The sequence below is a fragment of the Muricoccus roseus genome (assembly GCF_900141905.1).
Lineage (GTDB): Bacteria > Pseudomonadota > Alphaproteobacteria > Acetobacterales > Acetobacteraceae > Roseomonas > Roseomonas rosea.
Genome location: NZ_FQZF01000002.1, coordinates 129,345 through 142,000, shown reverse-complemented (window position 1 = coordinate 142,000; position 12,656 = coordinate 129,345). Strand labels below are relative to the sequence as shown.

General features: G+C 68.4%; 13 protein-coding genes. 5 read left to right on the top strand and 8 right to left on the bottom strand.

Annotated features, from left to right (window positions below; translation table 11 throughout):
• Positions 1–3 precede the first annotated feature (3 nt).
• The 8 genes from BUB97_RS00690 to BUB97_RS00655 form a co-directional block, all read right to left on the bottom strand.
• Complete coding sequence (locus tag BUB97_RS00690) at positions 4–1,065, bottom strand: ABC transporter ATP-binding protein (RefSeq protein ID WP_086061815.1); 1,062 nt, start codon at positions 1,063–1,065, stop codon at positions 4–6.
• Positions 1,062–2,117 (bottom strand): ABC transporter substrate-binding protein, encoded by a 1,056-nt coding sequence (locus tag BUB97_RS00685; protein WP_073130240.1) that lies wholly within the window; start codon positions 2,115–2,117, stop codon positions 1,062–1,064. The genes BUB97_RS00690 and BUB97_RS00685 overlap by 4 nt, the downstream gene beginning before the upstream one ends.
• Before the next feature lie 31 nt (positions 2,118–2,148).
• Entirely contained in the window at positions 2,149–3,393 is a 1,245-nt protein-coding gene (locus BUB97_RS00680) for an NAD(P)/FAD-dependent oxidoreductase (RefSeq protein ID WP_073130237.1), read from the bottom strand.
• A complete protein-coding gene (locus BUB97_RS00675; RefSeq protein ID WP_073130234.1) occupies positions 3,393–3,770 on the bottom strand; it encodes a RidA family protein in 378 nt (125 codons plus the stop codon). Before BUB97_RS00675 ends, BUB97_RS00680 begins: the two co-directional genes overlap by 1 nt.
• Before the next feature lie 11 nt (positions 3,771–3,781).
• Positions 3,782–4,918, bottom strand: coding sequence for a M24 family metallopeptidase (locus BUB97_RS00670; protein WP_073130231.1), 1,137 nt, complete (start codon positions 4,916–4,918; stop codon positions 3,782–3,784).
• Positions 4,918–6,252: an NAD(P)/FAD-dependent oxidoreductase gene (locus BUB97_RS00665; protein WP_073130228.1), complete on the bottom strand. Its 1,335-nt coding sequence runs from the start codon at positions 6,250–6,252 to the stop codon at positions 4,918–4,920. Before BUB97_RS00665 ends, BUB97_RS00670 begins: the two co-directional genes overlap by 1 nt.
• Positions 6,253–6,322: 70 nt before the next feature.
• A complete protein-coding gene (locus BUB97_RS00660; RefSeq protein ID WP_073130225.1) occupies positions 6,323–7,255 on the bottom strand; it encodes a LysR substrate-binding domain-containing protein in 933 nt (310 codons plus the stop codon).
• A gap of 41 nt (positions 7,256–7,296) precedes the next feature.
• Positions 7,297–8,076: a glycerophosphodiester phosphodiesterase gene (locus BUB97_RS00655; protein WP_073130222.1), complete on the bottom strand. Its 780-nt coding sequence runs from the start codon at positions 8,074–8,076 to the stop codon at positions 7,297–7,299.
• A gap of 139 nt (positions 8,077–8,215) precedes the next feature.
• Here BUB97_RS00655 and BUB97_RS00650 point away from each other — a divergent pair, with 139 nt between their 5' ends.
• From BUB97_RS00650 to BUB97_RS00630, 5 genes are all read left to right on the top strand, one after another.
• A complete protein-coding gene (locus tag BUB97_RS00650) occupies positions 8,216–8,635 on the top strand; it encodes an FAD synthase family protein (protein ID WP_073130220.1) in 420 nt (139 codons plus the stop codon).
• A 1-nt stretch (position 8,636) separates the two neighbouring features.
• The gene (locus BUB97_RS00645; protein WP_073130217.1) at positions 8,637–9,653 is read left to right on the top strand and encodes an NAD(P)H-dependent glycerol-3-phosphate dehydrogenase; all 1,017 of its coding nucleotides are present in this window, start codon (positions 8,637–8,639) and stop codon (positions 9,651–9,653) included.
• A gap of 44 nt (positions 9,654–9,697) precedes the next feature.
• Positions 9,698–11,281: a LicD family protein gene (locus BUB97_RS00640; RefSeq protein ID WP_073130214.1), complete on the top strand. Its 1,584-nt coding sequence runs from the start codon at positions 9,698–9,700 to the stop codon at positions 11,279–11,281.
• Positions 11,282–11,300: 19 nt separating this feature from the next.
• Positions 11,301–12,143 carry a CatB-related O-acetyltransferase gene (locus BUB97_RS00635; protein WP_073130211.1) on the top strand — a complete coding sequence of 281 codons (843 nt, stop codon included), beginning with the start codon at positions 11,301–11,303 and terminating at the stop codon, positions 12,141–12,143.
• Positions 12,144–12,214: 71 nt separating this feature from the next.
• Positions 12,215–12,577, top strand: a complete 363-nt coding sequence (locus BUB97_RS00630; protein WP_073130208.1) for a hypothetical protein — start codon at positions 12,215–12,217, stop codon at positions 12,575–12,577.
• Positions 12,578–12,656: the final 79 nt, after the last annotated feature.

The window sequence follows — 12,656 nt, the reverse complement described above, 5'->3', positions numbered from 1 at the left end:
GCGTCAGGCCGCCAGCAGCCGGCAATCCTCGGCGCGCCAGTTCAGGCGCACCGGGTCGCCCGGCGCATGCAGGACGGCGCCGGCTCCGTTCGCGGCATCGCAGAGCACCACCGCGCCTTCCGGCACCTCCACGGCATAGCGCACGACATTGCCGAGGAAGGAGGTATGGCGGACCTGGCCGGGCAGCGTGTTCGCCCCCTCTCCAGCCGCCGCGGCGGAAATGGTCACCTTCTCCGGCCGGATGAAGAGCAGCCCTTCGGCCGACGCCAGCGCCCCCGCCCCAGCCTGAAAGCGTGCCCCGCCCGGGCCTGCGACGGCCTGGCCGTCGCGGCGCGCCGGCAACAGGTTCGCCTCGCCCAGGAAGGCGGCCACGAAGCTGGAGTCCGGATTCTCGTAGACCTCGCGCGGCGGTCCCATCTGCGCGATCCGGCCGCGCTCCATGATGGCGATGCGGTCGGACATGGTCAGCGCCTCCTCCTGGTCATGGGTGACGTAGATCACCGTCATCCCCAGGCGGCGGGAAATCTCCTTGATCTCAACCTGCATGTGGTAGCGCAGGTTCTTGTCCAGCGCGCCCAGCGGCTCGTCCATCAGGACGATGCGGGGATGCGCGACGATGGCGCGGGCCAGGGCCACGCGCTGCTGCTGGCCGCCCGAGAGCTGGCGCGCATAGCGCGTCTCGAAGCCCGTCAGCTTCACCATCTCCAACGCCTCCGCCACCCGCGCCGCGATCTCGGCCTTGGGCGCGCGCTTCACCGTCAGCGGAAAGGCGACGTTCTCCGCCACGTTCAGATGCGGGAAGATGGCGTAGTTCTGGAACACCATGCCGAGCCCCCGCCCGCGCGGCGGCACGTGGGTCATATCCTGCCCGCCCAGCATCACGCGCCCCTCATCGGCCATGACGAAGCCGGCGAGCATGGAGAGGGTGGTCGTCTTCCCGCTGCCCGAAGGGCCGAGCAGGGTGAAGAACTCGCCGGGGGCGATGGCGAGCGAAACGCCCGCCACCACCGTCTCCGTGCCATAGCGCTTGGTCACGCCCTCCAGGGCGACGGAACCCTCCGTCACCGCTGGACCCAACGCGACCAGGTGCGGTTTACGCGGTCCCGGTTGTCCTCCCACCAGACGCTGTTCTGAAAGAAGCCGGTCTGCCGGGAGGTCGGGCTGCCGGGGGCGCGGGCGCGCTCCTCCTCGGTCAGCAGTGGGAAGGCGCGGTTGTTCGTCGGCCCGTAGATCAGATCCTTCGAATACTTCGCCTGCACCTCGGGCTGCAGCATGTAGTCGATGAGGAGCTGCGCGCCCTGCGCGTTCTGCGCGTCCTTGAACACGCCCAGCGCCTGCACCTGGATCATGTGCTCGTTCCAGGTATAGGCGAGCGGGGCCCCACGATCGATCAGCACCTGCAGGCGGCCGTTCCAGATGGACCCGGCGACCACTTCCTTGTCCGACAGCATCTGGGCGGACATCGCGCCCGTATCCCAGAAACGGCGGATCTGCGGACGGATGCGGTCGAGCGACTTCAGCGCGCGGTCCACGTCGATGGGATAGATCCGGTCCTTCGGCACGCCGTCAGCCAGCAGCGCGAATTCGAGATTGGGCGAGCCGGAGGCCATGTCGGCCAGCATGCGCGGCCCCGGGAACTTCCCGGCATCCCAGAACTCGGCCCAGGAATTCGGGGCACCGCCCGCGAAGTGGTCCTTGTTGTAGGCCAGCACGGTGCAATAGACGAAGTTGGCCACGCGGCGCTCGTTGCGGACCTCGGGGATGATGTCCTCGGCCTTGGACCACTTCCACTTGTCATAGGCGATCGGCGCGAGCGCCCCCATGCGCTCAAGGGTGAGGAGCTGGCCGTCACCCGTGTCGATCAGGTCCAGTTCCACGTTGTTGGCGCGGAACATGGCGATCAGCTTGGAGGCGGTGGCCGCGACGGGCCGCACGACGATGCCCGTCTCCCGCGTGAAGGGCTCGTAGACATGGCGGCGCATCACGTCGTCATAGGTGCCGCCGGGCGTGCGGACGATCACCTCGCCGGCCGCGCGCGCGGGGCGCGAGATCAGCGCGGGTGCCGCAAGCGCGGTGCCCAGCAGCAGGCGCCTGTTCAGGCGGATCAGGTCGGTCATGCGTCGCCCCTCTTTTCTGGCAGGAATGGTGTCAGTGGAATCGGGTGATGGCATAGGGAGCCATGTCGATGCGCGGCGTGTCTCCAAGAATCGTGCCGGCTACCAGCCTTCCGCTGGGCGGACCGCCGGTCATGCCGAAATGGCCATGGCCGAAGCAGAGATGCAGGCCAGGATGCGAGGGCACCGGCCCCAGCACCGGAAGACTGTCCGGCGTGGAGGGACGATAGCCCATCCAGAGCCGCGGCTCGCCACCCTGAATCTCGGGGAAGAGCCCGCGAAGCTGGCGGAGAAGCTGCTGCGCGCGCCGCTCGTCCGGCGCCGCATCCAGCCCGGCGATCTCCACGGTGCCCGCGACGCGCAGCCCCTCGGCCATCGGTGTCACCCCGAAATTGCCGGATTTGTAGAGAATGGGGAGCTTCGGGGTGATGCTCGGATCGGGCAGCATCAGGTGGTAGCCACGCTCCGTCTCCAACGGCACGCGGATGCCGAGCGGGTCCAGCAGCAGCCGCGACCAGGCGCCGCCGGCGACCACCACCTGCTCCGCCAGGTGGTTGGCGGTGTTGGTCATCACCATCCAGCCGCCGCCCTCGCGCGGGATCAGCTTCATGGCGCGTTCCGGCAGGATGGTGCCGCCGCCCGCCTGGAACAGCTCGCCCAGGCGGCGAACCGCGCGCGGCGGGCTGATCGTATGGCCATTGCCGGGGATCAGCACGCCGCGCGAGACGTGCCGCGCGATACCGGGGAAGAACTGCCGGATTTCGTCCTGCCCCAGCACCTCCGCCCGGATGCCCAGGCGCTCGCGCAGCCCGCGCTCCAGCGCGGCGCCGGGCGTTTCCTCCGGATCGTCCCAGATCTGCACCTGCCCGCTACGGCGGATGAGCTCGGAATATCCCTCCGCGCCCAGCAGCTCGCGCCAGTCGTCGAAGGCGGGCGTGTGCAGCGCGCGCATGGCGTCCGAGATCGCGTGGACACGCTCCATGCGCCCGGCACGGATCCAGCGGGCGAGCCAAGGTGCTGCCTTGGGCAGGTAGCCCGGGCGCACCACGAGGGGCCCGAGCGGATCCGTCAGCCACCCCGGCACCTTGCGCAGCATCCCCGGGAGCGCGATGGGCACCGCCGTATCGGCACTCAGCAGGCCGGCATTGCCGAAGGAGGCGCCACCGGCCGGCCCGAGCGGGTCGATCACCGTCACCTCGCGCCCGGCACGCAGCAGCGGCAAGGCCGTCGAAAGCCCCGCCACCCCCGCGCCGAGGATGATGACCCGCCCGGCGCCCATCAGCCGAGCTGCGCCGTCGCGATGAGCTCGATCCGCATGCCCGGGGCGAGCAGCTCCTTCACCACCACCGTCGCCCGGCAGGGATAGGGCTCCTGGAAGAACTCGCGATAGACCGCGTTCATCCCGGCCGCATCGCCCGGCTCTACCAGATAGATCTGGCAGAGCATCACATCCGCCAGCGTGCCGCCCGCGGCCTCGATCGCCATCTTGAGGTTCGACAGGGTGCGGCGGGTCTGGGTCTCGATATCACCGGGGATGATGGCACCGGTTTCAGGGTCCTTCGGTACCTGCGCGGTCAGGACAAGGTTGCCCTTCTTCACCGTGCCGTTGATCGGCCCCTTGGACTTGACGATTCCGGTCTCGACGACTTCGAACATGCAAGTTCTTCCTATCGGTTGATCAGCAGCGTGCGCGGCAGATGCGTCAGCAGCTCGGGGCCGGTCTCCGTGATGAGCACGGACTCGCTCAGTGCCGCACCGCCCGCCGAGGCATAGACATGAAAGACCATTCCCGGCTCAAGCCGCCAGGTCGCACCGGGATGGAGGATGCGCGTGAAGTCGCTCGTGCGCGGCCCCGCATCACCGTAGAGGCCAAGAGTGTAGCCGGTGATGTTGTCATAGCTCTCGCGCAGCCCGGCGCGGATCACGCCGTCCCGCAGGATCGCGTCCACATCCTCGGCAAGGGCTCCCGGAATCATGGCGGCGATCTGCCGGTCCTGCAGCTCCGCCAGGATTTCCGTCGCGCGCAGGCGCTCCGGCTCCGGCTCGCCCAGCACCACGCAGCGCATAACGCGGGACGAATAGCCATGGATCCGCGGCGTCAGCTCGATATGCACGACATCACCGGCGGAAAGTGGCTCGTCCCCGAGATGGCCGTGCAGGAAGTCCCAGCCGCGTCCCGCCGTGATCGGTCCTGGCCGGTAGGGATCGCCGCCCATCTCCACGAAGGTCTGCTGCGCGACCTTCGCCGCCTCGCGCTGCGTCCCGCCCGGCACGCAGACCGTCGCCGCGCGCCGCAGCGCCTCGTCCGCGATGGCCGCCGCGCGACGCAGCAGCTCGATCTCGGCCGGCGACTTGATCAGCCGCAGCTCCGCGACCATCGCCCCGATATTCACGAAGCGTGCCCTGGGCAGCGCCCCCTTCAGCGCGGCCATGCGGGCGATGGAGGTGCCGTAGCTGTCGAAATCCAGCCCGATCGTGGCCTCGGCTAGGCCGCGTGCGCGCAGGCTCTCGGCGAGCACGGGGACAGGGTCCTCCCAGTCGCGGAAGGTCGGCACATCCGTGATCCAGCTCCGCTGCCGGCACACGGAGGCATCCAGCGCACGGATGAGGAAGAGGGGTTCCGCCTCCAGCGGAATGACGACGCAGCGCCAACGGTTGGCGGAACTGCCGAAGCCTGAGATCCAGGTCATCGCCTCGATCTCGTCGAACAGCGCGGCATCGACGCCGGAGGCGTGCAGGCGCTCCTTCAGCCGCGCCAGCCGCGTCGCGAATTCCTGCGGCGCGAAATAGGGGTGCTGGCCCATCACGCCGAATCCTTTCGGGGCACGCGCCAGCCATCGAGCCGGTCGCGGAGCTGGTAGGAAAGGCCGACCAGGGGCAGGAACCAGGGGTGCCCGGTGTAGAGGGGCCGTGTCGGGAAGGTGAGGCGCGCGAAGGCGGAGGGCCGGTTTGCGCCGCCAAGCATGGTCTGCGCGACGGCCTGGCCGAGATGGGTCATGGTCACCACGCCGCTGCCGTTGCAAGCCATGGCGAAATGCACACCCTCATGCTCGCCGAGATGCGGCATCATGTCGAAGGCGAAGGCGACATTGCCTTTCCAGGAATGGGTGATCCGCACATCCGCGAGATCCGGGATCAGATCCGTCAGGAAGCGGTGAAGCGTCGCGCCGGACCGCCGCGTATCCGCATTCACGAAGCTCGCGCGCCCACCGAACAGGATGCGCGTGTGGTCGGGCGAGGGACGGAAGTAGTAGAGGACCTTCTTCGTATCACCATACACCCGCAGCTTCGGCAGCACGCGCCGCACGCGCTCCTCGCCGATTGCCTCGGTCGCAATCATATAGCTCGCCACCGGGATGAGCCGCCGGCGATGCCAGGGTGTCGCGCCACCCGTATAGCCATTGGTGGCGATCATCAGCTTCCGCGCGCGCAGGCGCCCCTGACTCGTCTCCAGCACGAAGCCACCATCCGCCTCACGGCGATAGCCGCGCATCTCCACACCACCCCGAAGGGTCGCGCCATGCCGCTCCGCCGCGGCGGCGAGGGAGCGCACATACTTGCCCGGATGCAGGGAGCCGGCGCGCCGCAGCATCATGCCGCCGTAGAACCGCTCGGTCGCGATCTCCTCGGCCACGCGCTCGCGCGGCACGAAGAAGGCCTCCTCCGTGCCGGCGGCGTTGATCATCTCGATCCGGCGCTTCAACACATCCAGCGCGCGCGGGGCATGGGCGCCCACGAAGCGGCCGCAGCGCGCATAGTCGCAGTCCAACCCTTCCCGCGTGACGAAAGCCTCGAAGCTCTCGAAGGCCTGCTCACCCTCCTCCATCAGCTCGGCGACGTATTCCTTGCCGAAGGCCTCGGCGAGGTCGCTCCGCACCTTGCCCAGGCTGCCCGCCCCGCTCAGCGCGCCCCCGTTGCGGGACGATGCCCCCCAGCCGATCGCCTCCCGGTCCAGCACCAGGGCGGGCACCCCGTTGCGGCCCAGCTCGATCGCGGTGGAAAGCCCGGCGATGCCACCGCCGATGATCGCGACCTCCACCTGGTCCGGCAGGGGAAGCACGGGGGGCACCGGTGGCGGCGCGGCATCCCACCAATAGGGGCGCTCGACGAATCCGGGGGCGAAAGGGGCGTCGGTCATGTGGCGAAGAGCCTTGCATCCGTGCCCGCCCCACACCCCATATCAAATCGTCATGGAACCAGGGGGTGACTTATGGCCCGCGCAGATGCCGGGCCACCTCCGCCGTCACCGCCCGCGCCGCGGTGCGGACGCCCTGGATGAGGATCGACCGGCCGAAGCTGTCCGGCGCCTCCTCCGCCCAGAGCAGCCGGTACTCGACCGTGACCGCCGGCTCGAAGGGCCGGAGCACCAGTCCGGCGCCGAGAAAGGGAGCGGCCCCGAAGGCATCCACCACCGTCACCCCGGCCCCGGCGGCCGCCATGGCGGCGGCACCGCTGGTCATCCGGCACTCGGCAATTTCCAGGGGCCGCGCGCCGCTGCCCTCCAGCGCGGCGTCCACCAGCGCCTGGCGCCCCTCCTCCCGCGACAGGGCGATATAGGCCTCGCCGTCCAGGTCTCCGGCGCGGACCACCTCCAGCGCGGCGAGCCGGTGGCCGGCCGTCATGGCGCAGAAGGCCCGGCCCCGGGCGAGCACCGCCGAGCGCACCCCCGGCACCGCCGGCACATTGGTGCTGAGGCCGAGATCGGCCTGACGAGAGGCCACCATGCCCAGCACCCCACCGACGGTGCGGGAATGGATCGCCAGCGCCTCGGGGCGTCGCGCCTCCCGCCAGGCGCGGGCCGCAAGGGGCAGGACGGAGAGGGTGAGGACCGGAATGGAGGCGATCAGCACCCGGCGCGGCGCCCGGCGCCGCAGCCGCTCGGTCAGGGCCGATATCTCGTCGATCCCGATGAAAACCCGCTCCGCTTCCTCATGCAGGGCATGGGCAAGCACGGTCGGCACCAGCCGGCCCCGCACCCGCTCGAACAGGGGGAAGCCCGCCCGCGCCTCTGCCTGGGCCAGCAGCCGGCTGATAGCGGGCTGCGAAACGCCCAGCAGGGCCCCGGCGCCGGTCGCCGTGCCCGTGCGCATGAGGGCGCGCAGCACCTCGAGATGCCGGAATTCGAGCGATCGGGCCGCCATACGCCAGGGTCGCGAGGCCGCCCCGGCGCGTCAAGGCAAGCTCAAACCGGACCATCCGCCAGGATGAAATCGCATCCCCCGTCGATCAACCGCCGGGCTACCTCGGACTGGTTCACCGTCCAGGCCGCGAGGGACACACCGGCCCCTGTCACCTCCTTCGCTTCCACCCGCCCCTGCAGCAGGGCGGTGGCCCGCAGCAGCAGCATCTTCTCCCCGGGCAGCTGGAGAAAGGTGCCGAAATCTCGAAGATCGTTGCGGATCAGCGCCAGCCGGCTCCGGCCGCCCCGCATCTCCGCGACGATTTCCAGCGTCCGCAGCCGGCGGGAGGACCAGACGACCCGGTCCGCCATTCCCGCCTCCTCGGCCAGGGTCAGAATCCGCGCGACCTCCTCAGGGCGGCGGGCGGCCTTCAGCTCGGGCAAGGCGACCATCCCCAGTTCCCGGCACAAGGCGAAATAGGAGGCCAGGCTCGGCACCGGCTCGGCTGGGGCACCGGGCCCGAAGCGGCCGGCCGCGTTCAGCGAGGCGATCTGGGCCGCTGACAGCTCCCTGACCGCACCCTCACCATCCGTCGTGCGGTCCACCGTCGCATCGTGCATCAGGACCGGCACGCCATCGCGCGTAGCCTGAATATCCGTCTCCAGCCCGGCCACGCCCAGGGACGCGGCCCGGCGGAAGGCAGCCAGGGTGTTCTCGGGCGAGAGGGCATTGGGCGCGCCGTTCGTGCCGAAGCCGCGATGCGCAAATATTCGTGAGGGAGGAACCGTGAAGGACTGGCTCGCCGTCGCGGAAGCGGACAGTTCTCGCGAGGAGCCGCCCAAGGCGAGCAGAATCGCGGAACCAAGAAGACTCCTTCTCTCCAACATCGTCATCCCCCTGTCCTGGGCACCGGCGCACATCTTTGTTGCACCGCAATCGGTTTCAGTCTTATGACCGCTGCGTGACAGCGAGGGTGGGTCCATGCCGGGCTTCGAGCGGCGGGTTATCACGTTCGGCACCTATGATCTGTTTCATATAGGCCATCTCCGCATCATCCAGCGCGCGCGCGCGCTCGGCACGAGCCTGACGGTCGGCGTTTCGTCGGACGCACTGAACTTCTCCAAAAAGGGCATAGCCCCGGCGATCTGCCAGGAGGAGCGCATGGCCATCGTCTCCGCGCTCCGGGACGTGGATGAGGTGTTTGTCGAGGAGAGCCTCGAGCTGAAGGCCGATTACCTCCGACACTACCGGGCGGACGTCCTTGTGATGGGCCATGACTGGGCCGGCCGGTTCGACCATTTCCGCGAGATCTGCGAGGTCGTCTATTTGCCGCGGACCGAAGGCGTCTCGAGCACCGCCATCAAGCAGATGCTTGCTCAGCCCGCCTCGATCATCGCCTGACATGGCGTTCGAGCAGCCCAGCGCCGCCGTACTCACGGAAGGCCACGCGACGCCGCGCAAGGCGAGCGTGACGGTCATCGGCGCCGGCGCGTTCGGGACGGCTGTCGGCGTCTCCCTCGCGCGTGGGGGCCATGCGGTCACCCTCTGCTGCCGCACCGAGGAGCAGGCCTCCGCCATCAATGCGGAGGGCGAGAACCGCAACTATTTCCCAGGCCACGCCCTGCCGAACACGGTTTCGGCCACCAGCCGGCTCGAGCCCGCCCTGTCGGCGGATGTGGTCTGCCTAGCTTTCCCCGCAAAGCAGATGGACGACTATGTCGCCCGCTTCGAGCGCGACCTGCCGCCGGATGCTATCGTCATTAACCTCGTGAAGGGGCTGCACGACCAAACCTTCACCTTCGCCGGCCTGTTCGCACAGCGCCTGCCCGGCGTGCGCTACGTCGCCCTGAAGGGCCCCACTTTCGCACGGCCGCTGTTCAACGCCGAATGGTCCGGCCTCACCTGCGGCACCAGTTCGGAATCCGCGCGCCAGGTCGTGCAGGACCTGTTCCGTGGCCTGCCCGTGGACCTCGACCACTGCGCCTCGGCCGAGGCGGTGGACGCGGTCAGTGCGATCAAGAACGTTTATGCGGTGGTGCTCGGCCTGGTCGCCTCCATGGGGCTGACGGAAAACACGACCTTCCTGCTGATCTCCCGGATCGTGAAGGAGATCAGCATCATCCTGCGGCGCCTGGGTTATGACTCCAGCGCCCTGCTCTGCCATTGCGGCCTGGGCGATACGCTGCTGACCGGGCTTTGCGACACCAGCCGCAACCGCACCCTGGGCTTCATGATGGGCAAGGGCATCCCGATCGACCCGAACCGCTCCGGCTTCCTTGCGGAGGGGTCGCGCGCGGTCACGACCCTGCACCGCCGTGCCGGCGGACCCGACACGCCCCTGCTGGAGGCCGTGCAGGAGATCCTTGCCGGCCACGCCCAGCCCATCAGCATCCTCGCCATCCTGGGCGGGCGGGCTTAGCCCACCCCTCTCCCGCCGCAGAACGATCCGGAGTCGAACGCAGCATGAGCTACAAAGCCGGTCTTTCCCGGTCCTCCCGTCTCGAGCTCATCCGCCGCACCCTGCCCGGCCTTGTTCACTTCGATGACAAGCAGCTGATCGTGCCGCTGAACGCCATGGTGAAACGGCTCAAGATCTATCTGCCGGAGGTGCGGGCGCTCACGCTGCGCGGCATCGAGTTGGTGAGCGAGCAGCCGCTGGACCTCACCCGCGCGCGCTTCTCCATGTCACCGCCCGAGAAGTCCTCCTCGACACCCGAAGCCGTTCTCCAGTCCAAGGTCGGCATCGTCACCCAGGAGGTGCCCTTCCCCTTCTGGCAGGTGACCTTCCGCGCCCCGCAGCGCATCGAGGCTGTTGCCATCCGGAACGAGCGCGGCAGCCTCGCCGCTCGCAACCTCGCACTCCGCGTGGAGTATGAGGACGAGACGGGCCTCGGCCGCACCTATGACAACACGGCCCCCGGCCTGCTGCTGCAGCGGGCCGAATCCTTTGCGGAAGCCGGGAAGGCCCTGCGCGAATGGGGCATCCAAGCCGGGCTGGCCGGACCCGCCAAGCGCGCCACCGCTTCCGCGACCGCCTTGTACAAGGCGCTCGGCCAGGGCCTGCGTGACGAAGCACAGCCTGACCTCAGCGAGATGGAAAGCCTCCGGCTCCGCGTGATCCAGGAGATCCTCGCCATTACCGATACCGCGCCGCTGGAGCATCTTCCGGCCTGCCTCGCCAAGGCGGCCCCGCTGCTGGAACAGCTTCTCCACCGCGGCAACGATCGCAACATGCCCACGGGCACGGAGGACGAGACCCGCGCGGTCGCTGTGATCTACGCCGACGAGTTCCTGCGCGAGCAACACGTCTCCAACAGCAAGTTGCGGGAGAATCAGCGCTTCACGCAGACGCAGGAGCGCGTGCGCATCGTCGACGACTACGTATCCTCCACCTACGAGAAGGTCACGGGCGACCTCTCCCTTTCGCCGATCATGATCCGCAGCCACGGCCTCTCGGGCGCCCTGCTGCACCAGCAGTCGGACAAGTATGTGGGCTCCATCCGCGAGATCGAGGGCATCTTCGCCGAGCTGGGCTACGAGTTCGCCATCTGCTACGGCACCTTCCTCGGCGCCTATCGGGACAAGCGCTTCATCCCGCATGACGACGACGTCGACACCGCGCTACTGATGAAGTCGCGCAACCTGCCCGACGCTGTGAAGGAAATGAAGCAGATCGTCGCGACCCTCCAGGCTCGCGGGCTCACGATCAACCTGAATGCCAACGGTTTCATGAAGATGCGCGCACCCAGGGAGCGCAAGCGCATGGACATCTTCCCCCTGATCGACCTCGATGGGGAGCGCGTCCATATGCATATGCAGGGCCTGCGCATGCGGGATGTCCCGCGCGCCGCGGTGCTGCCCTTCGGCCGTATCATGTTCTACGGCCAGGAGTTCAAGTGCCCGGCGCAGCCCGAGTTCTTCCTTCGGGAGCGCTACGGGGAGACCTGGAACATTCCGCTGCGCCAGGTGGGCGCGAAGACGGTGGTGGCCGAACCCCACCGCTCGGAGGCACTTCCGGCCGAAGAGGTCATGGCGCTCGACGCCTGAGCCGAGCGAGCAGCCGACGATGACCTCGGTCCTCCGGAACGACAAGCGCGGGCTCACGCTGCGCCTGGATGCCGAGGCGCGTCGCTGGCTCCAGGAGCGGCGGATCTTCATGGGGCGCGCCGCTCGCCCCTTCCGGGGGGTCAAGCAGGTCTTCATCCCCGCCCGGGCCAAGATCGAGCCCTATGCCTGCTACCCCGACGGCGAGCGCCTCTTCGACATGGGGGCCTTCTCCTATTCCAATACCGGCTTCACGGAGTCCGTTCGGATCGGCCGTTACTGCTCCATCGCCCGTGGGGTGAAAATCCTGCGGCAGCGCCACCCGATCGAATGGGCCACCACCTCCTCCATCACCTATGACTGCGACCCCCGGCGTGGCTACGCCTCCTTTGTCGCCGCGCATCAGGACTTCAATGCGGGCCGTTTCGAGGGTGAGAAGCCGCCCGGCCTGATGGGCCCCGGGCCGACGATCGAACATGACGTCTGGATCGGCGAGGATGCCCGGCTTGCCCGGGGCATTCGCATCGGCACCGGCTCCGTCATCGCGGCCGGCGCGATCGTGACGCGCGACGTGCCGCCCTACAGCATCGTTGGCGGTGTTCCCGCGCGGCTGATCCGCTGGCGCTTCCCCGAGGAGGTGACAGCACGACTGCTCGCCTCGCGCTGGTGGGAGTACGGGCCGGACATCTTCCAGGAGGCCAATTATCGCGACCCCGCGGCCTTCGCGGATGCCGTCTCAGCCATGGACCCGTCACGACGCCTCAAGCTGAAGCCGCTGACGGTGCAAGAGGTCATCGAGCACTTCGGCCCTCCCGTGGAAGATGGCGCTCAGTCCCCAGCGCCGGAGGAAGATGACCTCGACTGATCACCATGCGTGACACCGAGGCACTCTGACAGTATATTGTCACTTCACGGAAAGCTAAGTGGAGGATTTCCATGCATTTCCGAGTTCGCGACAAGGCCATCCAACTCATCCGCACCAGCTATGATGCGGAGAAGAAGCGGGGCTCGGCCAAGGTCGTCGGCAGCGTCTCGCGCCGGTCCATGACCCTGCCGGAGGACATCGCCTCGAAGCTGACCGAGGAGGAGAAGAAGGAGTTCCAGACCTTCCAGACCTCCCAGTCGGAGTTGGCGGTGCTGGAAGCGAAGCTCGCGGCCCACAGCTTCCCCGCGACCGTTCGCAAGATCATGACCTATATCGAGGAGACCCAGGACGAAGAGGAGCGCGAGCTCCTGCGCAGCTATATCGACAGCGCGCTCTTCGACCTGCGCAAGTACAGCAAGCGCACCAAGGCCTGAACGGCAGGCGGGCCGGTGCCTCGCCGCGCCGGCCCGCACGCCTTTCGGAACCTTGCCCTGGCCGGGACGTTCCCTTTCC